This is a genomic window from Paenibacillus sp. TY11 (assembly GCF_059772165.1).
The window spans coordinates 231,130-258,006 of the sequence record NZ_JCBAIQ010000008.1; the positions used below are offsets into that span (position 1 = coordinate 231,130).

Genomic DNA, 26,877 nt, shown 5'->3' on the forward strand with positions numbered 1-26,877 from the left:
TACAGTTACGCCGAGTTACTTTCTTCCTTTCTTAGGCGGGGATCCTTAAACTTAAATATCTTGTTTAACATATTAAAAATAGGTTTTGACTGCTTTGTCAGAAGCGGTCCAAGAATCGCCAGTATGAGTACATAGATGGCTGCAAAGGGTTGAACAATATCAAGCAAACCACCTTCTTTACCCAAGTTGGCCATTATGATCGAAAATTCACCCCGCGCCACAATAGTTAGGCCGATATTTGCGGATGCTTTGGGAGATAAGGAAGCTGTACGCCCAGCCAGCATTCCTGCCCAAATGTTACCAAACAGCGTGAGAACGACTGCTGCCAGCGCAAGCCATATCGCGCTTCCTCCCAGGGATAGCGGATCAATGGATAGTCCGAAGCTGAAGAAGAACAGGGCGCCAAAGAAATCGCGAAAAGGAACAATTAAATGCTCAATCCGTTTGGCATGTTCCGTTTCGGCTAGTACCAGACCGACCAACAGGGCGCCGATAGCTTCAGCCACATGAATCGTTTCCGAAAAACCAGCCACCAGAAACAGGGAGCCGAAAACAACAAGTCCGAATACCTCATTGGAGCGAATACGGAGAATCCGATTTAACAGAGGGACGGCCTTTCGACCGATAATAATGACTGCAAGCATAAAGCCAAGCGCGATTAGTGCCGATAGCAGCACGCCCCCGAGCGAGGAAGAATCGCTGAGAACCAATCCGGAGAGGATGGAGATGTATACGGCGAGGAAAACATCCTCAAACATAATAATGCCCAAAATCATTTCAGTTTCAGCATTGGCGGTACGCTTGAGATCTACCAGCACCTTGGCAGCAATAGCACTGGATGATATTGTCGTAATTCCGGCGATGACCAGTGTCTCTGCTACAGGAAAGCCGCTCAAGAAGCCAAGAGCCAGCCCCAGTGTGAAATTAATTCCAATATAAATGGTACCGCCTACGGCAATGGAACGGCCTGATTTAATCAACCGACCTACTGAGAACTCCAGCCCCAAGTAGAAGAGAAGAAACAGCACTCCGATTCTTCCCATGAAATCAATAAAAGGGGCGCTTTCGATAAACCGAAAATCAAAATGCCATAGCTCCATCGCATGCGGTCCAACTGCCATTCCGATCAGGATATAAAAAGGGATGACCGAGAAGCGCAGTTTGGATGAAATAAGTCCGGCTGCAGCGATTAGAGCAATAGCCAATCCAACCTCAAATACCAGATGATCCATCCAATCACCCGCTTCCGTTCATAAGGATTTGTTTAAAGCGTTTTTGCTGATCACGTTCCCCGACAACGACCACAGTGGCATCATCGCTAATAATCACTTCAGGACCAGGATTTACGTATTTCTTTCCCTTTTTCTCCACAATGGCAATAACGGTGGCACCCGAATTTTGCCTTACATCCAGCTCACCGATGGATTTGCCGACACTTGTATAGTGGGATTCCACTCTGTACCATTCGATAATAAAATCGTCAAACATCATTTCTACACTTTCAAGTTGTTTGGGCTTATAAGTCATACCACCGATGATGGAGGCTACCAATCGCGCTTCCTGATCATTCAGGGTCGTCATAGAAATGCTTTGTTCCAGATCCTCGTAATCAAAGTGATATAACTCACGCCTGCCATCATCATGAATAATAATGACAATTCGGTCGCCACTCTCCGCATCTATTCGATACTTAATCCCGATTCCTGGCAAAATAGACTCTCGAATATCCATTTGTAAAGCCTCCTGTACGATATGTTTATTTAAATGAATGATATGGGAAATAAATCACATACTTTGGGTGTGACATGGAAACTATTTTTTATATGCATTAAATTCCATAAATTAACATAAAAGACCTGGTAAATAATTCTTACGTATTAGACTGATTGGGAAAGATTGACAAATAAACATGCAAATGTGGTGGTATGCATGCTAATAAGGAGGTTAAGCCACATAACTAGAGGTAAATTTGATGGGGAACAAGTATAATTGCTTCTTTAGCTTGCAAATGACTGGAATAAAAGGCAGACGTAGTTTAGGGATGCTCAATAGCAACACAAGCGCTATCAAAATTACAAAGGGAAGTGATTTGGCCGCAGCAATTACCAGATGAAGTAACGGGGAGGATTTGCGTATAGCTGGTTTGGAATGATGCTCCAGGCCGTGAGAGTCCGTTTCTAACGAGGAAACGTCAACATGAGGCATAAGAGAAGATCCCGTAGTAAACTGAAGGGATTGAGTGGTGTCTTCCGCGTGAAACGTCACAGGAAGGGACAAAATCTGAACGAGGCTCAATATGACGATCATGAATGTACGCAGCATGTTCAGCATCGTTGACATCTTATCTCCTCCTCTTGTGAAAAATTCATATTACTATAACCTTAACATACCCCATCCTAAATATTCAAACGCCTTTAGGTTTTCTCCTACATGAAACCCGATCATCCTCTTTTGAATATGTCTTTCTGTTTCCAGTCGTTCACTTCGTATAACCCTTCAGAGGCCGCCATATACTGAAAGCAGTGATCGAAAGGAGTGAGCCAATGGAACTGTTTACAGTGTGGACCAATACAGACGGAGATCAGGAAACCGACCGTTTTTACGAAGTGGTCAAAAGTAGAACCAAGGGACTACATATGTCACGGCGCGGATTTCGATTCACTTTCAGACAGCTGGACAACAAAGTGGCATGGACCTGCAAGGGCACAGAAAGCAATTCGGCGTTTGAGAGCTTTCTCCCCTGTGTATACAGCATCATGTCTTCGGCGATAGCGGATTATATTATCGAAGTCAGGGAGTGGGGGATACTCAATCTCATTCTCACCAAAGCCTGTTCGCTGCTGGAGGAAGAGGATACAGAGCAGATTCGCAGCATGATTCGCTCACTGTTAAACGATGATGGTCCCAGAGGACGTTTAAAGCGTCATGGCAAGCTGACCACTCTCCTGGAAAAGGATTTTAAGGAGCTTCGTGTGATCAATTTGGAAGGGCTTATTCAATTCAGGCTCCATGCGTATAAAAAAGAGCTTGAAGAAATCGTCGACTATGCCATGGAAGAGTTCTGGGCAGATCGGCAATACGAAGAATTTATGGGGCTGCTTAAATATTTTGTGTTTTTTCAGGAAAGCAAAGTTCCGCTCGTGCACGTACTTCACCAAGGCGGACATGATTTTACGATTCTCGATAGTGCCATGGTGCCTATACCGACTCCCGATGCAGATGACATCATTGTGGAAATGCCAGGCATTGAACTGGAAATGGAGGTCGAGGATCGAATCGTGAGTACCCTTATTTCGATTTCGCCTGCTTCCATTATATTGCACACAGACGATGAGCACACCCCTATTGTGCGGACGCTCCTGCATATTTTTGAAGATAAAGTGAAGCTGAGCAGACTTTATCCAGGTCAGGATGTTCAAAAATAATAAATTGTTTGTATAAACCAATGGATTTCTGGAAAGCCTTTGCCTCAAGGGGAGGTTTTTTATGAGATCCATGTTGGTATGGAAACGGATTTTGGGAACCGTGTTAATCGCAACCTGTCTGGTATTGCCCGGCAATGAAGTTTACGGTCACAAAGAACCGGTCCAGCATAAAAAATGGCAGTCTACACCTGTTTTGGCTCCACGGGAAGAGCAGGTCATTACGACCATGACGGTCACGGCAACAGGATATACAGCAGGCTATGAATCCACTGGCAAACGGCCAAGTCACCCCGGTTACGGTATTACGTATTCCGGTGTAAAAGTGCGTCGTGACAAAAATACACTGTCCACGATTGCAGCTGATCCCAAAACGTTTCCCTTGGGCAGCATTTTATACATTCCAGGTTATGGCTACGGGATTGTAGCAGATACAGGTTCTGCGATTAAGGGCAATAAAATTGACTTGTATTTTAAAACAACCCGACAGGTGTATTCCGAATGGGGCAAGAAAGACGTGGATGTTCAAATTATAAAAAAAGGGAACGGAAAATGTACGGAAAAGATGCTAAAATCGCTCCAAAAGGCGATAGAAACGCATAAATCCATTCCAAACGCGACGCTGGATGCTTCCATATAATCCTTGAATATTGTCTTTTCTGACTTCACATACTATGTTGCGGGATGAGCTTATCCCGCAAAAACATACTGGGAGGTTGAGAATTATGCCAAATCAAGGCGGAAGTTCTTTCACGAACAAAGGCTTCAAGGCAAGCACAGGAAATCAGTTCAAAGCGGAATTTGCACAAGACAATACGGTAGGTGTCGTTTCTCAAAAGGTAAAGCAGTCTGAACAAAATAAAATTCAAGACAACTTCCAGACACCAAATGAGAAGTATGATGAAGAATTTGCAACAGATCAAGGCGGTACAAGTGCAGTAGCGCAAAAGGTTCAAAACTCCAGTCGCAGCAAAATTCAAAGCAATGCTCAAACACCGAACGAAAAGTTCGACGAAAACTTTAACACGAAATAAAAAAAGCATATACAATCGACAATGCTCCGGATTTATTTCCGGGGCATTTCGCGTTGAGTGAAAGTGGTTAGGTAGCAATAGGTCTAAGGTTTTATCTCCTTTTTAATTGTTTTTAAGGTGGAATTAAGGTTTAAAGTGCAAAATAAAGTCAGCTAAACAACACCACCTTGAAGCATAGGGTTTGGGAGGAGATATACAATGGACGAATTTAAAAATAATAACTCTGGACGCCGGAACGACAACGATCAGGTTGATACTGATAAAGCAACTCGGCAAAATGATTCGAACGGTTCCTCATATTACTATTCCTACGGCCCTTTTTCTTCAGTTCAATCGGACGGACAACGTAGGGAAGGCCAGTCGGTGGACAAGGACGTTGAAATTACGCCACCGCAGGCAGTGAGACCTCTTCCTCCCTCTTACCATCGCGCTATGTCTGAGCAACAGGATGGTTCGGGTCGGAATGGCGGCAACTGGCAATTCAAACCGAATAAGCCCAAGTCGCAGGTAAAAACAATTTTCTTATCTTTTTTAGCCGGGATGCTGGTTATTACGGTATTGATGTATACAGCCGACCGAACAAATATGTTTACACCGGAGACGGCGTTGACTTCGGCGGCAGCTGAAAGCGGAGAAACGACTAATTCAGGAACAACCAGCTCGACTCCTAGCGCAGTTCCGGCTGTGATGCCTTCAGGTACCGCTGATGTTCAATCTGTTGTAGCTAAGGCTGGGCCGGCAGTCGTCAAAATTGAAACGCTTGCCAAGCAATCCAGTGGAAGCAGCGGCAGACAAAGCAGCCCTTATTACAATGACCCGCTGTATCAATACTTTTTCGGTAATCAGTATGGTGACAGTGGAAGCAGCGGCAACAGTAATGAAAATGAAGGTGGCAACAGCGGACAGCTGACTCCGCTTGGTATTGGTTCCGGTTTTATTTTTGATAAAACGGGTTACGTCCTGACCAACAACCACGTTGTTGAAGGCGCGAGTGTGGTTCAGGTTACAGTAGAGGGAACTAATAAGCCTTACGAAGCCAAAGTCTTGGGAAAAAATGCAGATCTTGATTTGGCGGTACTTAAAATAGAAGGCAAAAATAACTTTCCGACGGTAACTTTGGGTGACTCCGATAACGCTAAAGTCGGCGAGTGGATGGTCGCGATCGGCAACCCTGAAGGCTTTGAGCATTCGGTAACAGCCGGGGTGCTGAGTGCGAAAGAACGTACGATCACCATTAATAGTGAGTCGACTGGAAAACCGACGCAATACAAGCATCTCATTCAGACGGATGCGTCCATTAATCCTGGTAACTCTGGCGGACCGCTGTTAAATCTGCAAGGGCAGGTTATCGGTATGAACGTAGCTGTTAGTGCAGACGCACAGGGAATCGGGTTTGCGATCCCGTCCAATACGATTTTGGAAGTCGTCGATAAGCTGAAAAATAACCAACCGATCCCGAAAGAACCCGTACCTTTCATTGGTGCAAGTCTGTTAAATTTGAGTCCTGAAGTAGCCAAAGAATTGGGTACATCCCTGACCGAAGGCTCGGTTGTTCGGGATATTATTTACAAATCACCAGCATATCAGGCCGATTTGCGTCCTTATGATGTGATTATCGGAGCCAATGGCACACCTTATAGCACATCACAAGAGCTAATTCAATTTATCCAAAAACAAAAAGTGGGTACAGCACTGACGCTTAACATCGAACGAGCCGGGCAGAAAAAAGATATTCAGCTAAAAATAGGCAACAAAAATGACTTTAGCTCGACTCTTCAGCAGTAAAATGAGAATTCTACAAAAATGAACCTGTAAACGTAAGAAACGGAAGGAAGACCCTTCCGTTTCTTGCTGTATGCGGCGGCAAGATGCTACACGCGTCTACTCCTGCTACAATAGAGGGAAAAGAAGAAGAGATAAAGGAGTTTGATCGTGTATGCGTTCTACTATTCTGATCATTGATGACGATGAAAAAATTGTATCCATGCTGCGCAGAGGGCTGGCTTTTGAAGGATATGAAGTGCTTACAGCCGCCAATGGAGCAGAGGGATTAAATAAAATGCTAACAGCTGAGCCTGATGTGGTCGTGCTGGATGTAATGATGCCGCAGGTCGATGGTTTTGAGGTATGCCGTCGCATGCGGGAGGGTGGAAGCACGGTACCTGTTCTGATGCTTACAGCCAAGGATGAGGTTGAGAATCGGGTTAAGGGCTTGGATCTAGGGGCCGATGATTATCTCGTTAAGCCGTTCGCTTTGGAGGAGTTGCTGGCACGTGTGCGAGCGCTTTTGCGGCGTAAAACCGAACAACAAGACAATAATGGAAATCGGCTTACCTTCGAGGATTTACAACTGGATAACGAATCGCGTGAGGTAATGCGTGGCGGCAAACGTTTGGAACTGACGGCCAAAGAATTTGAACTGCTTCATTTATTCATGCAAAACCCCAAACGTGTTCTGTCGCGTGATCTGATTATGGACAAAATTTGGGGCTATGACTATAGCGGGGAATCAAACGTGCTGGAGGTGTATATCGCCATGCTGCGACAAAAAACGGAACAGGATGGCGGCAAACGACTTATTCGCACAATTCGGGGAGCCGGTTATATTTTAAGAGGTGATGTGTAATATGTCTATTCGGTGGCGGCTGACAGCTTGGTATTCGAGCATCTTGGCTATAGTGCTTGTCATTTTTGGTCTGGCTATTTACGGACTGGTTTATTATTACACATACAATGAAGTAAAAAGTCAGCTTACGACTCAGGCGCCACGGATTAACAAGCAGCTACTGCTTACGATTAAAGGGGGATTGTTTGAAGTCCCCAATCTGGATTTGGGCTTAGTGCAAGGACGTGGAATTGATGATTCACAGCTATATGTACAAATTTACAATTATACGTCCGGTGTTACCAAAACGACCCAAAATATGAAAGACCTCAATATCACCTTCCCTGTTCCATCTACAGCGGCAGGAGCAGTTCAAAATGAGGGGATTCGGCGTGTGAACGTAAATGGGGATTCCTTTATGATTTATCAACAACCGATTAAATCCGAGGAGTTGGGGTTGGTGGTCGGGTTGCTACAGGTAGGACAATTCACGGGCTCTCAGGATCGACTCATGAACAGGTTACAAAATGTGCTTGTATACGGTTCGTTGTTTGCATTACTCGCTGCTGCGACCTCAGGTCTCTTTTTAGCTCGCAAGTCTATGAAGCCGCTGGTCAAAGTCATTGAGGGGGCAAATCAGATTCAATCCAGTAATGATTTGAGTGTTCGGATTGAATATGACGGACCGCCAGATGAAATTGGACAATTAATCGGGACGGTTAACAACATGCTGGGGCGTACAGAGGTGTTTTACAAGGAGCTAGAAGATGCGTATGGTGCACAGCGCCGTTTTGTGGCCGATGCTTCCCATGAACTGCGCACACCTTTAACGACAATTCGTGGCAACGTTGATTTTTTGCTCAAAATGTGGACTACCGAACCAGGAGAGCGACCGAATATGGATGAAGCGATGATTCGCGAGCTTTCTATGGAGGCACTAAATGACATGGCAGATGAAGGCAAACGGATGAGCCGTTTGGTGAGCGATATGTTGTCACTCGCGAGAGCAGACACGGGGAAAACGTTCGATAAGGTGCCCGTTGCACTGGAACCGCTTGTAAGTGAGGTTGCCCGTCGTGCTCAGTTTTTGGAGCGAACGGCCGAATGGAATGTGGGCGACTTTTCGTTGCTGAATGGTATTTATATGGATGGCAGCAAGGATTATTTGCAGCAAATGCTATTCATTTTCATTGATAATGCGTTCAAATATACACCTGAAGGCACGGTCCGATTTGATGCCATTGTTTATCAGGGACAGGTGGGTCTGCGGATCAGTGACACGGGCATCGGAATGGACAAGAGTGAGGTTCCCTTTATTTTTGACCGCTTTTACCGGGCAGATGAGTCACGCGGTGTGACGGAGGGAATTGGGTTAGGGTTATCTATTGCCAAGTGGATTATTGATGAACATCACGGGTCTGTAGAAGTGGTTACGCGCCAAGGAGAAGGAACGACATTTGTCATCTGGCTTCCGGTCAGCTTTTCCGCGCCTCTGGAATAGGCTATAATAGGGAGGCAACTACATCATAGAATTGGCCGGTAGTGGCTTGGATGCCCACAGCAGTTATTGGAGCTGTATACTGTGTCGAAGAAAGCGGGGGCTATCTTTGGAGGTACTCAGAATTTCGCCCCGGGGTTACTGCTACGGCGTAGTCGATGCCATGGTATTGGCTCGTCAGGCAGCCAGAAATCTGGACTTACCCCGGCCTATTTATATACTAGGCATGATTGTGCATAACAGTCATGTCACCAATTCCTTTGAAGACGAAGGGATTATTACATTGGACGGCCCGAACCGTATGGAGATTTTAAGCCAGGTAGAGAGTGGTACTGTTATCTTCACTGCCCATGGCGTATCACCGGAGGTTCGCAAGCTGGCACGAGACAAGGGGCTGACTACGGTGGACGCGACTTGCCCTGACGTCACAAAAACGCATGATCTGATTCGGGAGAAGTCTGCCGAAGGCTATCAGATTGTTTATATTGGCAAAAAGAATCATCCAGAGCCGGAGGGAGCTATCGGTATTGCTCCTGATCATGTTCATCTGATTGAAAAGGAAGAAGAGATCGACAGTCTTACGTTGCCAGCTGGCAAAATCCTTATCACGAATCAGACGACCATGAGTCAATGGGACATTAAGCACATTATGAAGAAGCTGCTGGAGAAGTTCCCAGGTGCCGAGATACACAATGAAATCTGTTTGGCGACGCAGGTACGTCAAGAAGCGGTAGCTGAGCAGGCCGGACAGGCGGATCTGGTAATCGTCGTCGGTGATCCGCGCAGTAACAATTCAAACCGATTGGCTCAGGTGTCGGAGGAAATTGCGGGTACAACAGCTTATCGTATTTCTGATGTAACCGAGCTGAAGAGGGAGTGGCTTGAGGGAGTAGCTAAAGTGGCTGTGACTTCTGGGGCTTCAACGCCTACACTGATTACCAAAGAGGTTATTACGTACTTGGAGCAGTATGATGCGGCTAACCCGGATACGTGGGAGATTCAGCGGACCATCGATATGAAAAAACTGCTGCCTCCTGTACGAGAGAAGTCAAAAACGACTAAATAGCATGGGATTGAATTACAGCCGTTATTCGGATACAAACATCCGGATAGCGGCTCTTCAAATTGTTTAAGTAATAGATATTATCCGATTAGTTCAGCTTTATTAAGTCAGAAAATAGAATAATTCGGGATAATAAAGCCTTGACGAGTAAAGCTAAAACAGGTATAGTTGCTTTAACGAATAAAAGCTTAAAAGCGAACAAGCGTCTAAGTGTCATAATGTCATCCGTAAGTGGTTAATAAAATATGTTTTATAGAGAGGAAGAAAAAAATGATCGTTATTGCTGGTGTTCAAACACCTGAAGAACATATCCAAGCTATTGTTGAAGTTATTGAGAAAGAAGGATTGCAGGCTCATGTATCACGGGGATCGGATCGCACGATCATCGGACTGATCGGTAGCGTAGAGCCCAAGCTGGCTGAACATCTGCGTCAAATGAAAGGCGTAGAAAATGTGGTTAAAATATCGAAGTCCTACAAATTGGCCAGCCGTGATTTTCATCCGGAAAATACGGTTATCTCCGTTAAAGGTGTAAATATCGGCGGGGGCGAGCTTGTCATTATGGGTGGACCATGTGCCGTTGAGTCTGCTGCACAGATAGATGAAATTGCCGGATTGGTCAAAGCTGCAGGTGCACAAGTCCTCCGTGGAGGTGCTTTTAAGCCGCGTACGGGGCCTTACAGCTTCCAAGGAACTGGTGTAGAAGGTTTGATCATGATGGCTGAGGCAGGCCAAAAGCACGACCTCCTGACCATCACAGAGGTCATGACACCTGAATACGTAGACATCTGTGCGGAATATGCTGATATTCTGCAAGTAGGTACACGTAATATGCAAAACTTCGATCTGCTGCGTAAGCTGGGAACTTGCGGCAAGCCAGTATTGCTCAAACGCGGTTTTAGCTCTACTTATGACGAGTTCTTGAATGCTGCCGAGTACATCTTGGCAGGTGGCAACCCGAATGTTATGCTGTGTGAGCGTGGTATCCGCACATTCGAAACCTACACCAGAAATACACTCGATTTGTCCGCGATCCCTGTATTGCAACAGTTGAGCCATTTGCCGGTTATTTCCGATCCTAGCCATGGCACAGGTAGACGTGAGCTGGTTGTTCCTATGACGAAGGCCTCTGTAGCTGCCGGAGCGGATGGACTGATTATTGAAATGCACACAGACCCTGACAACTCGATGACGGGCGATGGTGTACAATCCCTATTCCCGGATCAGTTTGCAGATTTACTGAAAGATTTGGAACTGTTAGCTCCTGCTGTTGGAAAAACTTTCCAAACACCTAGTGCCGTTTCTCAAAGCTAATAATTAACATTAATGCATAAAAGTTTTGCCGCAACGCAGTAAATAAGATTAAAATTACCAAAAAGCCCGATGTTTCGGGCTTTTTGTGCTATTCAAATGTTATCAAGAACGTAAGCATATCTAACATTAGTTTAAAAAATACCTTACATAGCTATTGACCCGTGTCATGTTTGAGATTTATAATGACGACAGAAAAAAACATTCGATCATGAACATTTCAGGGTTGTATAAGACTTAATGTTCGGAAAAATTGGGAGGAAGAAGACATGTCCGTTGAAAATGTATTGAAAACAATTCAGGAAAATAATATTGAGTGGGTAGATTTTCGTTTTGTAGATTTGTCTGGTCGTGCTCACCATATTTCATTGCCAGCTTCCGAAGTAGATGAAGAAACATTTGTTAACGGTGTTGCTTTTGACGGTTCTTCCATTCCCGGCTATCGTGGCATCGAGGAATCCGACATGGTTATGCTGCCCGATCCAGAAGCGGTTTTTATCGACCCTTTCACTCAGCATCCTACACTGAATATTCTGTGTGACATTGCTACGCCAGACGGCGAAAAATACGACCGCGATCCTCGCGGCATTGCAAAAAAAGCTGAGGAATTTCTGCAGTCCGCAGGAGTGGGTACAGCTGCATTTTTTGCACCTGAGTCTGAGTTTTTCATCTTTGATGATGTTCGCTACGAAAGCGGCATGAACAGCTCCTCCTTTTTCGTAGATTCCGAGGAAGCAGCTTGGAACACGAACCGTAAGGAAGAAGGCGGCAACCTGGGCTTTAAAGTGGGAGTGAAGGGCGGATATGTACCTGTAGCGCCAGTAGACACCCAACAAGACATCCGTAGTGAAATGTGCCGTTTGCTTGAAGAAGCAGGTCTGAGAATTGAGCGCCATCACCATGAGGTAGCTACTGCAGGCCAAGCGGAAATCAACTTCCGTTTTGATACACTCAAGAAAACAGCAGATAACCTGCTCGTTTATAAATACATTGTACACAACACAGCTCGTCAATATGGTAAAGTGGCAACATTCATGCCGAAACCAATTTTCGGAGACAACGGAAGTGGTATGCATGTTCACCAATCTATTTTCGATGGCGACACTCCTTTGTTCTACGAAAAAGGTGCTTATGCTAATCTGAGCGAAATGGCTCTTCATTACATTGGCGGTATTCTGTACCATGCACCTGCACTGATCGCTTTGACAAACCCAAGCACAAACTCGTTCAAACGTCTCGTTCCTGGCTACGAAGCGCCGGTTAACCTGGTATTCTCTAAAGGTAACCGTTCTGCAGCTGTACGTATTCCAGTAGCGGCTGTTACTCCAAAAGGCTGTCGGATCGAGTTCCGTACACCGGACTCCACAGCTAACCCTTACCTTGCCTTCTCAGCGATGCTGATGGCGGGTCTGGATGGCATCAAGCGCAAACTGAACCCAATCGAATTGGGCTATGGTCCACTTGACACCAATATCTATGAGCTGTCTGACGCTGAAAAAGGTAAAATCCGCAGCGTACCTGGTTCACTGGATGAGGCTCTGGACGCTCTGGAAGCTGACTATGAATTCTTGACTGAGGGCGGCGTATTTACGAAGGACTTCATTGATAACTATGTAGAGTTCAAACGTTCTGAAGCTAAATCGGTGAACATCCGTGTTCATCCGCACGAATATAGCCTGTATTTTGACTGCTAATAAATCGATAGCATAGTTGCTTTGAATAACAATCATGAGCCTACGGTAACAGTTGTTGTTCAAGATAGGTCTCCGGTCTTATGCCGGGGACCTTTTAATATTAAAATGATTATTATAAAATAAAGATGTTAAATATGTTAACATTCACAGCTTTGTCACATCATAAATGAAATCGGAAACATTTTTATACAAGTCTTGAACGCTTTTATGAATACTGCTATCATAGCGATAATATCCACACCAGAGTAGAGAAGGGATGGGAAATTGTTGAGTAAGAGAGCCTACAATTTTAATGCAGGACCAGCGGCATTGCCGCTCAAAGTACTGGAACGTGTACAAGCTGAATTCGTAGATTTCCAGGGAACAGGGATGTCCATCATGGAAATGTCTCACCGTGGAGCCGTGTATGAATCTGTTCATAACGAGGCGCAGGAACGTCTGTTATCTCTGCTGGGCAATCCACAAGGCTACAAGGTGTTGTTTCTACAAGGGGGCGCAAGTACGCAGTTTGCAATGCTGCCTTTAAATTTCTTGAGCGAAGGACAGACCGGGAGCTATGTAATGACAGGTAGCTGGTCGGACAAGGCATATAAAGAGGCCAAGCTATTGGGCAAGGCACATATTGCCGCCTCCTCCGCTGATGAGAAGTACATGCGTCTTCCGAATGTGGATTCCTTGGACTTGCCTGAGAATACTGCTTATGTGCATATGACGTCCAACGAGACGATTGAAGGTACACAATTTAAGCAATTCCCGGATACGGGTTCCGTACCGTTGATTGTGGACATGTCCAGTGATATTTTTTGCAAGCCTTTTGATGTTACTCAATTTGGATTGATTTATGCTGGCGCGCAAAAAAATCTGGGACCTTCTGGTGTAACGGTCGTGGTTGCCCGTGAAGAGCTGTTGGCTTCCTCAACTGGCAATATTCCTACGATGCTGCGTTACAGCACATATGAAAAAAATAACTCTCTCTACAATACCCCCCCATCCTTTGCCATATACATGGTGAATGAAGTGCTGAAATGGATTCAGGAAGAAGGCGGCTTGGAAGGCATTGAGCGTGTGAACCAACAAAAAGCTGATTTGCTATACGACCGTATTGACAGTAGCGAAGGCTTCTATCGTGGTTGTGTGGACAGCGCTGATCGTTCTATCATGAATGTCACCTTCCGCCTCGCGAATGAGGATCTGGAAAAACAATTTATTAAGGAATCCGAACAGGCTGGGTTCATCGGATTGAAGGGACATCGCAGTGTAGGAGGGCTTCGCGCCTCGATCTACAATGCTGTTCCACTGGAGAACTGTCAAGCATTAGCCGAGTTTATGGACGGATTCAAACAACGTAACAGTTAATTTCACGGACATATATTTCGATACACGATATTTGAAATCGAAAAAAGTAAATGTAAAGCCTTCCCTGAATGTGTATAGGGGAAGGCTTTAGTGGTGTGGGGAATTGTATTTTTTGATGAAAAAATGTGTATGTTTTCAGTGTATACATTTTGGTTAGACTGTAGGTTATTTGTCTGATGAATTTAATGATGAAGGGAACGAAACGTGATGCCATTACATATTGTGCTTGTCGAGCCAGAAATCCCGGCTAACACAGGGAATATTGCCAGAACGTGTGCTGCAACCGGAACTCATCTGCATTTGGTGAAGCCACTGGGCTTCCGTACCGACGATGCCACGTTAAAACGGGCCGGACTTGATTATTGGTATGCTGTCCACATTGAATATCACGAGTCTTTTGCTGAAGTGCAGGAGAAATATCAGGAAGGCCGCTTTTTTTATGCGACGACAAAAGCAAATCAGCGGTATAGTGATATTGCATTTCAGGATGGAGACTTTTTGGTATTTGGTAAAGAAACGAAAGGGTTGCCTCCCGAGCTGTTAGCTGCTAATCCAGATACATGCATCAAGATGCCGATGTCAGATAAAGTAAGATCTCTAAACTTGTCGAATTCCGCTGCGATTATCGTCTATGAAGCGCTGAGACAAATGGCTTTTCCGGGTTTATCGTAAAGAACATCAAGTGAACAAGTATAAATGCGAATAAAGAACCAGGACCTTAGTTGCTAATAGAAGTTGCACCTTTATTGCTCAAATGTACATGACAGTGGAGCTTAAATGAAGGTTATATGGTCATAAATTTGCGAAATTCTCAGCGAGAGCTAATGATAATTGGCTTTCCGGTCGATAAAAATATTATAGACATTCTGTACCATACTTTGATATGGTTCATGATTTTATGAAAAAATGTAATAAAATTTCCTGTGATCAGCAGGATTCGACAAAAAGACAGCGAATACTACATAAAGAATAGTGTCTTTGTACCTAGTTTTTCGCATGGAAAGAAAATTGTAAGTTATTACTCAATAGGAGAGGTGTACGATCACGATGAAACCTGCCGGTGTGGTACGTAAAGTTGATCAGCTGGGGAGAATAGTTTTGCCTAAGTCACTGCGTAAAAGATATCAAATGAATGAGGGAGATCCTGTCGAAATTTTGGTTCAGGGTGACCACATTATTTTGGAGCGTTACCGTCCAAAATGTGTGTTCTGTGGTTCAGTAGAACAAGTGAACGACTTCAAAGACCGTTATATTTGTGCTCAATGCCTGACAGAAATGACACAGTACTCCTCCTAAATGAGGCAAAAGCATCACGACATTCGTTCGTGATGCTTTTTTTCGGATTGAGCCGTACGTCGGCTAGCATATTTAATTTAGTAGTAAACTACACGTAACTATTTATAGAACAAAAAATGAGTAGGAACTGGACGCAAATTACCATCTGACGGTTTGTTTACGATTCGACCGTTTAGTATAAGCGACGATGAGCCGCCTCCGTCCAAATTATAAGCATCTTGAACACCTAGATTGTACATTTTCCCTTGCACTTCTTCGAGTGTCGCACCCGAACCCCCGCTTTCATTGTAGCCGTCTACGACAATAATGAGCAACTGATCATCTTTATAGTTGCCAATGACCGTACGAGGGGCCCGCTTGGGGGAGACTTTCCATTTATCAGGAATAGGCATTTTTTGTCCCCTTTGCAGCAGAACGGGAACGAAGGTAGCCCCAAAGGCAGGCTTTAAGCTGTCCAGAGCGCCTTGACTGTAAAATTTGCCCCCGATAAGCTTGCCGTCGTTACTCAGTCCGACGAATGACAAATCCTTAAAACTGGACTGAAAGCCAGTAAGGTAGTGACCGTTCAAGACAGTAGTGCTTAATGGATAGCGTTTGCCGTCTCCATCCGCAAAGCCGCCTGCATTGATGCCTGCAATAGCTCCGTGTCTCAAGACTGCACGCATGGTCGTTTCGGAGCCACCCAATTTGTCACTTCCCAAAGACATTTTCATAGCAGTAGGATCTTTAAGTTTGACCTTCATAGCGTAGCCGTGATAAATTCCCGGGTTCACCTTAAACAATTCAATGGTAATCCGGTTACTATCTACCCGCTCATAGGGAACCCCCAGTTTGGCGGTGATGCGCCGATCATAGATGACCGCGGGCCGCTTGGACTGCGCAGAGGCAGTCATGACAAGCTGATTCATCGTTTGGGTCGTTTGCTTGTACAGCTCAGATGTCCGGCGAATCGTAGATAAGGTGTACGTTGCCGTTTGCTTGGCTTCATTAAGCTGCTTGCCTACTGATTGCGTTTGTAGAGTGATTTCGGCTTTTTGCAGACTCGGGGAAGCAGACCCAGGAAAGTTCAAAGGGGGATGCACTAACAAAATACACCCCAACAAACCGATAAAAGGAGCAAGGGCCAACATAAAGAACCGGTTTACTAGTTTTGCATCTACATTCATTTTAGTAAGTCCATTTTTTTCTGGAGTGTATTGAGCTGCTGCTTGACTTCATTTAATTGGGTATACAGTTTATTGCTGTTATCGGTCTTGTTGTTTGCATTATCCTTCGTAAAGGTCAGTAGTTCATTGAAGGACTGGACTTTGCCCTGCAATCCGCTAACTTCCTTGGAAAGTGCAGTCAGTTGCTTTTCATAGTCAGATTTGAGCGCATGAATCTGTTGGTCTGTATGGGTTTGCATCTCGTTTAGCATTTGCTGCTTCAAATGATTGCTATACAGATAGGTTGCGAGAGCACCTAGTATAATAAGAATAAACCAAAATAGCAGAAAAGCCTTTACGGGCAACCCCTTTTTTAAATTGCTCCGCCGAGCTTCGGCAGGAGGACGTTCATGTGAAGCTTGCATGCGATTTTCAACTCCCGTGTAAAGTCAAATTTCCAGTCTTTATTTGCAGTTCCAATTCTATCATGGGCCTATTTATTTCGCAAAAGCGAAATAGTCGTATAAAAATATTGGAAAAAGAGATTGCATCGGAAGGAAGTCCTAGGATACAATTTCCTTAAATCGTTTTCGCTTCCTATACGTTCACATTTGCGCAATTTCTACATAAGCAACCCCCAATTTTAGAATTATTTTCGATAACTATGTACTTTTTTGTAAACTCAGGAGGTTTAGATATGAGAAAAGTATGGCAGGTGGTCATCATAGATATCCATCCTACAAGTATGCTGGGAACAAAGCTTATTTTGGAAGACCAGCAGGATTTGCTTGTCAGAGGGATGTCCTCCTCCGGCACAGAAGGCCTGGAGCTGGCTTGCTCCATTCGGCCGGAAATCATTTTAATGGACTACAGGTTGCCTGAGGGAACGGCGGAACCGTTTTTGACACAAATGCGGGCCTTGTCTCCGGACAGCCATATTGTTATTATGACGGATGAGGACAATATTACGTTGTTTCAGCAGCTAATTTCGCTTGGGGCAAATGGAATGCTATCCAAGCAGGCATCACCAAGCCAGTTAATCCATCTGATCAACGGTTTACGCGAAGGATTTGCTTCTTTACCGATGGATTGGATTCGTTGTGGAAACTGGCCATTTATACCGTTAATGGCTTCTGAGCCTTTTGACGAATTGACACAAACCGAAGTTTTTATTATGGAACGTATTGTACAAGGAATTACATATGACAAAATTGCTATCGAGATCGAAGTTAGTCGGCGCTCCATTGATAATTATCTACGTAAAATTTATGCAAAATTAGGCGTGTCCAGCCGGGCGCAGGCGATTGAACGTTATGCCTTATATGCGCGTCAGATGAAGCAGCTATATGCCTGACGCGTCAGCCCGGAGATCATGACCTATTTTTCAGGAGAAGGAGGATGTTCATGCAATATTCCTTTGCTTCACGAACGGCTGCGATGTTGGCTTCTCCAGTGCGTCATATCCGGGAAAATGCGAGAAGACACTCCTTTATATCTCTGGCTGAAGAATTGCCTGCACAAGAGCTGTTTCCGGTGAAGCTGCTGGAAGAAGCGGCTCATGATGTGTTTGGCTCCGGCCCTGATGCCCTCCAGTATGGTGAACCGGAGGGCTATTTTCCTTTGCGGGCATGGCTTGCGGGAGAGTGGGAACAGCGTAAAAGAGTAAGAGTGCCGCCAGGTCAAATCCTTCTCACGACAGGCAGTCAGCAGGCCATTGACCTGATCGTAAGGCTGATGGTGGATGAGCGTGATCCGGTATTGGTCGAAAACCCGACATCTCCTGGATGTTTACAAGTGCTATCTATGCAGGGTGCACAGGTCGTTCCTGTAGAATCAGATGCGGAAGGTGTCATTCCCGATAAGCTTGAAGCTTTAATGATCCGTTATCGACCCAAGCTTTTTTTTGCCACGCCAACGTTTACGAACCCGACGGGCTCCTTATGGAGCGCGGCAAGACGGCAGGAAATTTTGGACCTGTGCAGGCATCATGAGGTGCTGGTAGTTGAGGACGATTCTTACGGTGAATTGCATTTTAAGCAAAAGAACGAATCCCATGATAAGAGTCCGCATGGTCAGAGTCGAAAATTTGCAGAAGCTTATCCCTCACTATTCGCGCTGGATCATGCGGGTCAGGGCGGTCAAGTGCTATATATCGGTTCATTCAATAAAACAGTTGCTCCTGCACTGCGAACTGGCTGGGCGGCTGGTCCTGCGCCGCTGATTGAAGGGATGTACGCCTTAAAGCAGCTGGCTGATATGCAATCCAGTACGATGAACCAACGGTTGCTGTTCCAATTGCTGACCAGTTCGCGTTTTCAATGGCACGAGCACTTGGCGATGTTGAACAAGGAATATTCGACTCGACTTCAATTAATCTTGGAGCTGCTCAAGCGTCCATTTTGGAAAGACGTGACATATCATATTCCGTCCGGCGGTATGTATGTGTGGGTGCAGTTGCCCGATGGGCTAGACAGCGCATTGCTGCTAAAGGCGGCGTTACCCAAGGGCGTAGCCTTTATGCCAGGTGCGCTGTGTGCGGTTGGCGATGAAGGCGCGTCCCATATTCGCCTCAATTTTAGCCATCCGGGCCGAGAGCAACTGCTTATGGGCATGAATCTCATCGGTGAGACGATCAGTGAATTTACTGCGCGGAGCTAGCAACAACCACCGATCCCGTGTCAGTCATCCTCCGCATCCGCAGCAACGGTGGAGTAAGTGATTGGCGCTTCCGCAATCCGGCGCTGTCCACCGCCCTCGTCAAGCTCTGCCGCCATTCCATCGGCCGCTTTAATGCCCTGCTCTTGCAGCACTACCGCATACTCGCTTAGGGCGGCTTCGCCAAACGGAGTCAGTCGATAGCGGCCGCGGGATACGCGCTCAAACCAGCCGTAGTAGTTGTGCTGAAGTACGGCAGCAGCTGTGCTGACGGCTGCTATGCGGGCGAGCTGAGCCGGGGCAGCTTCCCCCAAGCCCTGCAAGGCTGCGGCTACGCGCAGCGCCTTTTCCCGGTAGGCAGTGACCAGCTTGCGCCGGGTGCTGCCGCCGGTATTGTGGTCACCGCTGCGTGCGTGAAATTCCCGCAGCAGCTTTTCCTTGCGCGAGCCAGGGCGGACCGCTGTCGTTTTGCGGACATTGTCGTTAGGTCCTATGGGCTTACACAGTACCTCAACGAGCGGCGGCTTGGTTTTAAAATGGGTTACGGTGAGCAAGCCCAGTCCCAACTGGCGGCACAGTCCGACCAGCTCGTTCCAGCGCTGATTCACCGCCCCTTTTTTGGCACGATTCCGTTCTACGGCTACATATACATTGCTGCTTAGCTTCAAGCGCTGCATGCCTTGCAGCACCAGCGCCAGGTTAAACGTCTTTTTGATCTCCACAATCAGTGGCGCCTGCTGCCCTGGCTTGATACCTACCAAATCGCAGTTGCGCACCTCTCCTTTGACTTCATATCCCAAGCTCTCAAAAAAGGCTTTGACCGGAGCGTACAGCTCCGTCTCATGCCGAACCGCCATGGCTTCTCCCGCTCCTTTATCCCATTATTCCGAGCTTATATTGTACCATAATGCGTCAGGTCCGCGTTGTTGTTGTATATTTTAGCACAGTGTATCCCTTGGTTTTTTCGAAAAAGCAGAGAGACCTGTCACAAAAAATAGGTCAATTCTGAAATCAATCTGCATAGGTATGTATTACACTTTTTTTAAGGGGATTGCATCATATCCTGAAAGGCGTGACGAGTGTAGCCATAATCATCAGGAGTGGAGGATAGTCATTACGCAGTCATGGGAGGAACCGAGCATGAATATTTTTGAACGCGTTGCGGAGTACCGGGCGGAAAACAACCGTCTGGCCTGGAGCGGCACTTTTAGAGAGTATATTGAGATACTCAAGAAAGACCCGACGCCGGCGATGACAGCTCATGCACGGGTTTACAAGATGATTGAATCTTTTGGTGTAGAAGAGGTTGGGGGACATAAGCGATATAAATTTTTTGAGCAGGAGATTTTTGGGCTGGACCGAGCGTTGGAAAAGTTAGTGGAGGAATATTTCCATTCCTCAGCCAGGCGACTCGATGTGCGCAAGCGTATCCTTCTTTTGATGGGACCCGTCAGTGGGGGGAAATCGACGCTGGTCACGTTGCTAAAACGTGGTCTGGAGAAATTTTCGAGAACGGATCAGGGAGCCGTATACGCGATTGAAGGCTGCCCCATGCACGAAGACCCGCTCCATCTGATTCCCCATGAGCTGCGTCCCGAATTTGAAAAGGAGCTGGGCGTGCGCATTGAAGGTAATCTCTGCCCATCCTGCCAGATGAGATTGCGTACGGAATTTGATGGCGATATTGAAAAGGTCCGCGTGGAGCGGGTATTTATATCAGAAGAAAACCGGATCGGTATTGGTACGTTCAGCCCTTCTGATCCGAAGTCGCAGGATATTGCTGATTTGACGGGCAGCATCGACTTTTCCACGATTACGGAGTATGGTTCGGAATCCGATCCGCGCGCGTATCGTTTTGACGGAGAATTGAACAAAGCGAATCGTGGACTGATGGAGTTTCAGGAAATGCTGAAGTGCGATGAGAAGTTTTTGTGGAATTTGCTATCTCTGACCCAAGAGGGGAATTTCAAGGCCGGGCGTTTTGCGCTCATCAGTGCAGATGAACTGATCGTGGCTCACACCAATGAATCCGAATATAAAAGCTTTATTGCAAACAAAAAGAACGAGGCATTGCAATCACGGATGATTGTAATGCCGATTCCTTATAACCTGAAAGTGTCGGAGGAAGAAAAGATTTACGCCAAGCTCATTGAACAAAGTGACATGAGACATATTCATATCGCTCCTCATGCGCTGCGGACGGCTGCTATATTTTCCGTGCTTACCCGTTTGAAGGAGACGAAGAAGCAGGGCATGGATCTGGTCAAAAAGATGCGTATGTATGATGGTGAAGAGGTCGAAGGGTACAAGGAAGCCGATCTGAAGGAGATGCAAAGCGAGTTTCTGGAGGAAGGGATGTCCGGAGTAGACCCGCGGTACGTTATTAATCGTATTTCCAGTGCACTAATTAAGCAAAATGTGGAATCCATCAATGCCTTGGATATTTTAAGAGCGATTAAGGATGGTCTGGATCAACATGCCTCCATCACAAAGGAAGAACGGGAGCGCTATCTGAATTTCATTTCCGTGGCTCGTAAGGAATATGACGAGTTGGCGAAAAAAGAAGTGCAGAAGGCCTTTGTGTACTCTTTCGAGGAATCAGCCAAGACGCTGTTTGACAACTATTTGGATAACATCGAAGCTTTTTGCAATTGGGCGAAAATCCGCGATCCGCTTACAGATGAGGAACTCGACCCGGATGAGCGGCTCATGCGCTCAATTGAGGAGCAAATCGGGGTGTCGGAAAATGCGAAAAAAGCGTTCCGTGAAGAAATATTAATCCGTATTTCCGCTTATTCCCGCAAGGGCCGGAAGTTTGAGTATCATCATCATGATCGGCTGCGAGAAGCCATTGAGAAGAAGCTGTTCGCCGATCTGAAGGATATTGTAAAGATTACGACTTCGACCAAAACGCCTGACGCTAATCAGCTCAAACGGATGAATGAGGTGATTAAGCGACTGATTGAGGAGCATGGCTACACAGGAGCCAGCGCTAACGATCTGTTGAGGTATGTAGGTAGTCTCCTGAATCGGTAAGATGAGATAAACAAGTACAGTATGGAGGAGCCATGGGTTGAGATGGATGGTGTAATGACGGCTGTGAGGTATCCGATCAACGTGTTTCCTATAGGGAATCCGGCAAGCACAGGGAGTTTCAGGTGCTGCCGGATTCTTTTTTTGTATCATTAGGTAGTTATATTCAGATATTTTTCTGATAATGATGTGTAAAAAGTCACAATTAATCATCTGTTTTTTTTTACATTTTCTAAAAAGTATCCGATAAATATGGTAATGTAAAATCTATGTAAACTATTATTTGGAGGAACTTATGATTCATGTCGTTGAGAGTAGATTAAAACAGATTCAATATATTGGTATTACTAATGATGATTTGGCTTTATTGCATCATTATCAGGGACTATTCCAATCTATTGTGAACGAGGTAGTCGATCGGTTTTATGAGCATGTAGAAAAGGTTCCGCATCTCATGTCGATTATCTCCAAATGGTCGAATATTGAACGACTCAAGCAAACACAACATGAATACTGGCTTTCTCTCGCAGATGGGAAAATAGATGATCAGTTTATCGAACACCGTCTTTTTGTGGGGCAAGTACATTCCCGAATCGGGTTGTCCTCCGATTATTATTTGGGCACGTACATTACTTATCTTGATATTGCAGTAGACATTTTAAAGCGTTCAGGGATAGAGGACTGGTATTCTATTGTGCACGCTCTTACCAAAATGTTCAATCTGGATTCCCAGCTTGTATTGGAAGCTTATCAGAAAAAGGAAAAGGAACAAATCAACGAGCTGGCCGACGAACAAACGCAGGTGCTGACCGTTGTGTCCCGAATTGCCCAAAATTTGACCGGGATGATTGCCGAGCTTAGGGAAAATACGGATAATATCGCGGAGAGTGCCTGCAACACTGCTTCTTCGCAGGAACATACAGAGGAATTGGTACAGCAATTGAGTGACGAGATTAAGCATATTGAGCAGATGAGCAGTACGATCCGAGAACTATCCGATCAGACTCATCTGCTGGGACTGAATGCGGCGATTGAGGCAGCCCATGCGCAGGAAGCAGGGCGCGGGTTTCAAATTGTGGCACAGGAGGTGCGAAAGCTGGCATCTAATTCGAAGCAAGCACAGGAGCAAATTCAGCGCAAGGTGCTGGATATTGCCCGTATGCTTGACAGTGTGCAATCCGAAACAGCTGTCACAACAGCAAGTGCCCGGCAACAAGCCTCCAGCTCAGAAGAATTGGCTTCCTTCACAAAGCTGATCGAAAACATGGTGAAGGAATTGGAAATGCTGCAGCACTCCTCGGAAATGCTGAAGGTTTGAGATGTAGTTTAAACGGTATCCCTACTTTGGAAGCTTCTTTATTGTAGCACCTCAGTCGAAGATTTTTTCCATTCTATGTGAGCCGCAAGTACTCTTTTCCATAACTCGTCCCGTTCCTGGCGACTGTAGTTAACGAGCGGCTCGCCAAATACATCTGCCAACACTTCCAGCCACTGCGACTTCTTATCTATCTCTATTTTTTTCAAACCGTTTAGCCCGCGTTTTTTCCAAATACATCCTCTGAGTTCATTCGCCTCTAATGCTTGCCTTTGCCGAATCAGAAACAGGTTAAACCATGGAGATTCCGCTGAGCGGCTATAGAAATGATGTTTCGGCATAAATTCTTCCAAATCCTGAACAACCGTAGGAGCAAAATCAACGCCAACAAATGAAGCAAGCGAGTCATGCTCTAAACGCCAACCTTTTGTAACAACCCCGGATTCCATAACTTTATAATGAAGAGGGGTTTGTTCATAAGTCCCCATACGGAGTGGAAGAGGCTCATATGGCATATCGCCCAACCCGACATCAACAATCCATACTTCATCTTCATGATGCCCATTTAGCAAGTTCACTGTTAGTCCAAGATGAAATGAATTAATGCGTGGCTCAGCTCCTAAAGGTTGTACCCCGGCACGATGCAGGGAAACTTTGTACCCTAGTGAATGTAGTAGTGAACTAAAGGCACCATTTAGATGGAAACAATAACCACTTCTTCCATGTAGAATGAGTTGAATGGATTCTTGAAAACCAATGGCTGCCGGCTTCCTTGCAAAAATGTCCAACGTTTGCCATGAAAGATGTTTTACATGAGCCTTATGCAGCTCAACTAAATAGGAAAGGGTAGGAGGCTGAATTTCGGGAATTCCGATTCTGTTTAAATAAGCTTTTATTTCTTCTTTTGTCATGGTGTACATGTACAATCACCTCTATTGTTAGTTTCCCAAATTCTCTTCTCGAAACAAATGATCATTGAGTCTTAACATCATTGTAGAAGGGGGGAGTGCTGTTTACAATGCTATAAATTTTTGGTTGTACCGGTACAGTCAGCAAGTCGATTGGCTTTAGCGGCATGCGCTTTTCCTGTAGTTGGTTGTCAGAACACAAAAAAACAGACCGTTTCATCGGGTCTGTTTTCCTGTTTAGTTCCAAGCCGACAGATTATAGCAGTGATCTAAGTTCACGTCGGTATTTGTTCAAATGCACGAACGACGGAATGACTCGCTTGGCAGAACGGAAGCCGCCTATTCTGATATTGCGGACCACATGATAGGGAGAGATCAATAGTGCGTGAAGCAGATGCAAATCATGGGTGCTCAATGGACGATATCGTTGATAGTAATCTATCGCGCGCAGCATCTTTGTCCCATTCCAAAGACAATTCCGATGAAGGAGATGGGAGAGATCTTTCATCCTTACATGTAGGGAGCAATTTTCAAAGTCGATCAAATGGATTTTGAGCTGTTTGCCTTTAATCAGATTGGGATAATTATAGTCGCCGTGTATAAATGCGGCGGCTTTTTGCTCCTGAGCAATTGCTTCTCTAACTTTGGGCTGCTGTAGGCGATTGGACACTTCTTCACAAAGAGCTACGAGATGTGCTGTGCCTCTGTATGGAATGAGGCGTTTTTTGTATCCAGCTATTTCATCGCTCAAGCCTTCATAACGGATTCTGGATGGCGGAGCTTCAGTGACAGGAAAGCCCACGGCACTGAAATGGAATTTGGCTAAAGTAGCAATTCCCTTTTTGAAGTCTATTCTTTTTGTGAATTCTGGTCTGATTCCATGAACCCAATTGGTTAATGTATATGAAACACCTTCGTAGGTCATGTAAGCCGTTTGTTGTACTGTTGGATAGACCTTTTGGCTGCGTGTAAACCCGCGCTCATCCAAGTAGGACAAGACACGTGTAATAAAACGGATCTCTTCTTCCGGGAATTTGTAGGGTTTTAAGCAATAAGTCGTATTAGCGGTCTCAATCTTGTGAATGTCCTTCATTTGACGGCTACGCTGAATTTTGATTCCGTACATCTGCTCAACGTTCGATAAAATCGACATTTTGATCCTCACTTTCTTTTATACATGAGCCCACTCCTGCAAAATATGGATGATTTGTAATCGAAGAGGCCACGACTGATTCCAATTGTCCAGGATTTCGCGATCTCTTGAACGATTCGGGTGTCGGGAAGCATGCCAGGCTTCTCGTGGTAGTTTATATAAAGCTGTAACAATCTTCCGTTCAGTACGGCTTAGTGGTTTGCGTTTTTGGTATCCCTTCAGCAAGGATTGCACAAATTCAGGATTGAATTGGGTCGTATTCATAAGGGCCTTTGCCAAATCCGCATAGACTGAGCCGATCTTAACCCGATCCCAATCAATGATTTTGAGATGACCGTCATCCGAAATAATGACATTGGGGATAGTGATATCGCTGTGTATTAAGGCGGGATGCCGATGTTCCATCTGAAGCAGCCTTACAATGGACGCATCCTGTAAATCCTTCCATGCTCGCCTGGATAAACGTTTGCAGTCTTTGCCGTGAGCGTTGTACCAGTTGCGGTACTCTTTATCATGGCGGCTGATTTCTGTCATTTTTCTTTGAAAAAGACGGTCCTGGTTTTTCCATATTCGCAATTGTTGAATGGTAGGGAGGGACTTTCCTTTATCCATCCGATGCAAGCCGGTGGAGGTGGCGTGAAGTGTGGCAAGTGCCCGCCCCAGTTTTTCGAAATCTTCAGCGGTCTCCAGTCCCCGTCCTTTGATCCACTGGCTTACATAAAATGGCGTTCCTTGATGTAGAGTCCATAACTTGCCGGAATGAGTGGGGAGCCATGCGGGCATGTAGGTATACTTTCTCTTTTTCAAAAGCCTTATATGGCGCGCAGCTTGTTCCATCTGTTGAATCGTATTTGAACGGACCATCTTTGTACGACTAAAGGGCTTTAATGCATAAGTTCCTTTTTTCGTTTTCACCTTGATCACTGCATTTTTTCGGTATAATGATGAGACTAAGCTTGATTTTAACGGGATCAGGCCGAAACGACGAGTGATTTTGCGAATCTGTGCTTTAGTATAGGATTTCGCCATAAGAACCTCACTTGACTTTGGATTGAAGAAAAAGGTAATCCTCTGTTAGTTATCAGTCTATTCATGAAGAAATAATAGGTGCAGTTTTATGGAGCCATCTTCGTTCTTTTCCTGTGTCACATTGGTCAAAAAAACGGAGCAGCGAAAGTTCGCTGCTCCGTCAGATTGTCGAGAAACCCCGTCTTTTTGAGACGCGGGTTCTTTTTCTTTACATAATAATGGTCTGGTATCTGGGAAAAACGGGGTGTTACCCCTGTTTCTCCAGGCGATCCAGGTGGATCGCCATCTTCTTCATGTTCTGCACAGTTGCCGTCATGAGGGCTTGTTCCCTGACGTTCGGAAGTCCGCGCAAACGGCAAT

At 45.5% G+C, this 26,877-nt stretch carries 26 protein-coding genes; 16 read left to right on the forward strand and 10 right to left on the reverse strand.

Features of this window, described 5'->3' with window-relative positions:
* Positions 1 to 5 precede the first annotated feature (5 nt).
* The 3 genes from AC6EJC_RS11525 to AC6EJC_RS11535 form a co-directional block, all read right to left on the reverse strand.
* Complete coding sequence (locus AC6EJC_RS11525; protein WP_190298906.1) at positions 6 to 1,232, reverse strand: cation:proton antiporter; 1,227 nt, start codon at positions 1,230 to 1,232, stop codon at positions 6 to 8.
* Between the two features lie 4 nt (positions 1,233 to 1,236).
* Positions 1,237 to 1,731 (reverse strand): cation:proton antiporter regulatory subunit, encoded by a 495-nt coding sequence (locus AC6EJC_RS11530; protein ID WP_444954077.1) that lies wholly within the window; start codon positions 1,729 to 1,731, stop codon positions 1,237 to 1,239.
* 213 nt (positions 1,732 to 1,944) lie between these two features.
* Positions 1,945 to 2,340 carry a hypothetical protein gene (locus tag AC6EJC_RS11535; protein WP_444954078.1) on the reverse strand — a complete coding sequence of 132 codons (396 nt, stop codon included), beginning with the start codon at positions 2,338 to 2,340 and terminating at the stop codon, positions 1,945 to 1,947.
* A gap of 203 nt (positions 2,341 to 2,543) precedes the next feature.
* On the opposite strand from AC6EJC_RS11535, the gene AC6EJC_RS11540 reads away from it, so the two are divergent.
* From AC6EJC_RS11540 to AC6EJC_RS11595, 12 genes are all read left to right on the forward strand, one after another.
* Entirely contained in the window at positions 2,544 to 3,425 is an 882-nt protein-coding gene (locus AC6EJC_RS11540; RefSeq protein WP_444954079.1) for a putative sporulation protein YtxC, read from the forward strand.
* A 61-nt stretch (positions 3,426 to 3,486) separates the two neighbouring features.
* Positions 3,487 to 4,062 (forward strand): 3D domain-containing protein, encoded by a 576-nt coding sequence (locus AC6EJC_RS11545; RefSeq protein ID WP_444954080.1) that lies wholly within the window; start codon positions 3,487 to 3,489, stop codon positions 4,060 to 4,062.
* An 85-nt stretch (positions 4,063 to 4,147) separates the two neighbouring features.
* Positions 4,148 to 4,456 (forward strand): hypothetical protein, encoded by a 309-nt coding sequence (locus tag AC6EJC_RS11550; RefSeq protein WP_444954081.1) that lies wholly within the window; start codon positions 4,148 to 4,150, stop codon positions 4,454 to 4,456.
* Between the two features lie 198 nt (positions 4,457 to 4,654).
* Positions 4,655 to 6,241: a S1C family serine protease gene (locus AC6EJC_RS11555; RefSeq protein ID WP_444954082.1), complete on the forward strand. Its 1,587-nt coding sequence runs from the start codon at positions 4,655 to 4,657 to the stop codon at positions 6,239 to 6,241.
* 151 nt (positions 6,242 to 6,392) lie between these two features.
* Positions 6,393 to 7,082, forward strand: a complete 690-nt coding sequence (locus AC6EJC_RS11560; protein ID WP_444954083.1) for a response regulator transcription factor — start codon at positions 6,393 to 6,395, stop codon at positions 7,080 to 7,082.
* A gap of 1 nt (position 7,083) precedes the next feature.
* Entirely contained in the window at positions 7,084 to 8,562 is a 1,479-nt protein-coding gene (locus AC6EJC_RS11565; protein WP_444954084.1) for a sensor histidine kinase, read from the forward strand.
* 106 nt (positions 8,563 to 8,668) lie between these two features.
* Positions 8,669 to 9,625, forward strand: coding sequence for a 4-hydroxy-3-methylbut-2-enyl diphosphate reductase (locus AC6EJC_RS11570; protein ID WP_013309434.1), 957 nt, complete (start codon positions 8,669 to 8,671; stop codon positions 9,623 to 9,625).
* A 267-nt stretch (positions 9,626 to 9,892) separates the two neighbouring features.
* Positions 9,893 to 10,936, forward strand: a complete 1,044-nt coding sequence (aroF, locus tag AC6EJC_RS11575; protein WP_444954085.1) for a 3-deoxy-7-phosphoheptulonate synthase — start codon at positions 9,893 to 9,895, stop codon at positions 10,934 to 10,936.
* 266 nt (positions 10,937 to 11,202) lie between these two features.
* Positions 11,203 to 12,627 carry a type I glutamate--ammonia ligase gene (glnA, locus tag AC6EJC_RS11580; protein ID WP_322156103.1) on the forward strand — a complete coding sequence of 475 codons (1,425 nt, stop codon included), beginning with the start codon at positions 11,203 to 11,205 and terminating at the stop codon, positions 12,625 to 12,627.
* A gap of 264 nt (positions 12,628 to 12,891) precedes the next feature.
* The gene (serC, locus tag AC6EJC_RS11585; protein WP_444954086.1) at positions 12,892 to 13,983 is read left to right on the forward strand and encodes a 3-phosphoserine/phosphohydroxythreonine transaminase; all 1,092 of its coding nucleotides are present in this window, start codon (positions 12,892 to 12,894) and stop codon (positions 13,981 to 13,983) included.
* 207 nt (positions 13,984 to 14,190) lie between these two features.
* Positions 14,191 to 14,655, forward strand: a complete 465-nt coding sequence (gene trmL, locus AC6EJC_RS11590) for a tRNA (uridine(34)/cytosine(34)/5-carboxymethylaminomethyluridine(34)-2'-O)-methyltransferase TrmL (protein WP_444954107.1) — start codon at positions 14,191 to 14,193, stop codon at positions 14,653 to 14,655.
* Positions 14,656 to 15,030: 375 nt separating this feature from the next.
* Positions 15,031 to 15,279, forward strand: a complete 249-nt coding sequence (locus AC6EJC_RS11595) for an AbrB/MazE/SpoVT family DNA-binding domain-containing protein (RefSeq protein ID WP_013309439.1) — start codon at positions 15,031 to 15,033, stop codon at positions 15,277 to 15,279.
* A 98-nt stretch (positions 15,280 to 15,377) separates the two neighbouring features.
* On the opposite strand, the gene AC6EJC_RS11600 is transcribed toward AC6EJC_RS11595, so the two are convergent.
* Both AC6EJC_RS11600 and AC6EJC_RS11605 read right to left on the reverse strand, forming a co-directional pair.
* Positions 15,378 to 16,445, reverse strand: a complete 1,068-nt coding sequence (locus tag AC6EJC_RS11600; RefSeq protein ID WP_444954087.1) for a phosphodiester glycosidase family protein — start codon at positions 16,443 to 16,445, stop codon at positions 15,378 to 15,380.
* On the reverse strand, positions 16,442 to 16,849 hold the full coding sequence (locus tag AC6EJC_RS11605; RefSeq protein ID WP_444954088.1) for a hypothetical protein: 408 nt from the start codon (positions 16,847 to 16,849) through the stop codon (positions 16,442 to 16,444). The genes AC6EJC_RS11600 and AC6EJC_RS11605 overlap by 4 nt, the downstream gene beginning before the upstream one ends.
* A 272-nt stretch (positions 16,850 to 17,121) precedes the next feature.
* Here AC6EJC_RS11605 and AC6EJC_RS11610 point away from each other — a divergent pair, with 272 nt between their 5' ends.
* Positions 17,122 to 17,778 carry a response regulator transcription factor gene (locus tag AC6EJC_RS11610; protein WP_220027414.1) on the forward strand — a complete coding sequence of 219 codons (657 nt, stop codon included), beginning with the start codon at positions 17,122 to 17,124 and terminating at the stop codon, positions 17,776 to 17,778.
* 50 nt (positions 17,779 to 17,828) lie between these two features.
* Positions 17,829 to 19,082, forward strand: a complete 1,254-nt coding sequence (locus tag AC6EJC_RS11615; protein ID WP_444954089.1) for an aminotransferase-like domain-containing protein — start codon at positions 17,829 to 17,831, stop codon at positions 19,080 to 19,082.
* A gap of 20 nt (positions 19,083 to 19,102) precedes the next feature.
* Here AC6EJC_RS11615 and AC6EJC_RS11620 read toward each other — a convergent pair whose 3' ends face one another.
* On the reverse strand, positions 19,103 to 19,936 hold the full coding sequence (locus AC6EJC_RS11620; protein ID WP_444954090.1) for a DUF2161 domain-containing phosphodiesterase: 834 nt from the start codon (positions 19,934 to 19,936) through the stop codon (positions 19,103 to 19,105).
* A gap of 283 nt (positions 19,937 to 20,219) precedes the next feature.
* Here AC6EJC_RS11620 and AC6EJC_RS11625 point away from each other — a divergent pair, with 283 nt between their 5' ends.
* Positions 20,220 to 22,115, forward strand: a complete 1,896-nt coding sequence (locus AC6EJC_RS11625; RefSeq protein WP_444954091.1) for a PrkA family serine protein kinase — start codon at positions 20,220 to 20,222, stop codon at positions 22,113 to 22,115.
* A 292-nt stretch (positions 22,116 to 22,407) separates the two neighbouring features.
* Positions 22,408 to 23,430: a protoglobin domain-containing protein gene (locus AC6EJC_RS11630; RefSeq protein WP_444954092.1), complete on the forward strand. Its 1,023-nt coding sequence runs from the start codon at positions 22,408 to 22,410 to the stop codon at positions 23,428 to 23,430.
* Positions 23,431 to 23,468: 38 nt separating this feature from the next.
* Here the strand turns inward: AC6EJC_RS11630 and AC6EJC_RS11635 are convergent, their stop codons facing one another.
* The 4 genes from AC6EJC_RS11635 to AC6EJC_RS11650 all read right to left on the reverse strand — a co-directional run.
* Complete coding sequence (locus AC6EJC_RS11635) at positions 23,469 to 24,347, reverse strand: arylamine N-acetyltransferase family protein (RefSeq protein ID WP_444954093.1); 879 nt, start codon at positions 24,345 to 24,347, stop codon at positions 23,469 to 23,471.
* Between the two features lie 244 nt (positions 24,348 to 24,591).
* Entirely contained in the window at positions 24,592 to 25,488 is an 897-nt protein-coding gene (locus AC6EJC_RS11640; RefSeq protein WP_444954094.1) for a YutH/CotS family kinase-like spore coat protein, read from the reverse strand.
* Between the two features lie 18 nt (positions 25,489 to 25,506).
* Positions 25,507 to 26,517, reverse strand: a complete 1,011-nt coding sequence (locus AC6EJC_RS11645; RefSeq protein WP_444954095.1) for a phosphotransferase — start codon at positions 26,515 to 26,517, stop codon at positions 25,507 to 25,509.
* A 125-nt stretch (positions 26,518 to 26,642) separates the two neighbouring features.
* The coding region (locus AC6EJC_RS11650) for a hypothetical protein (protein ID WP_444954108.1) at positions 26,643 to 26,877 on the reverse strand (235 nt) is incomplete at its 5' end.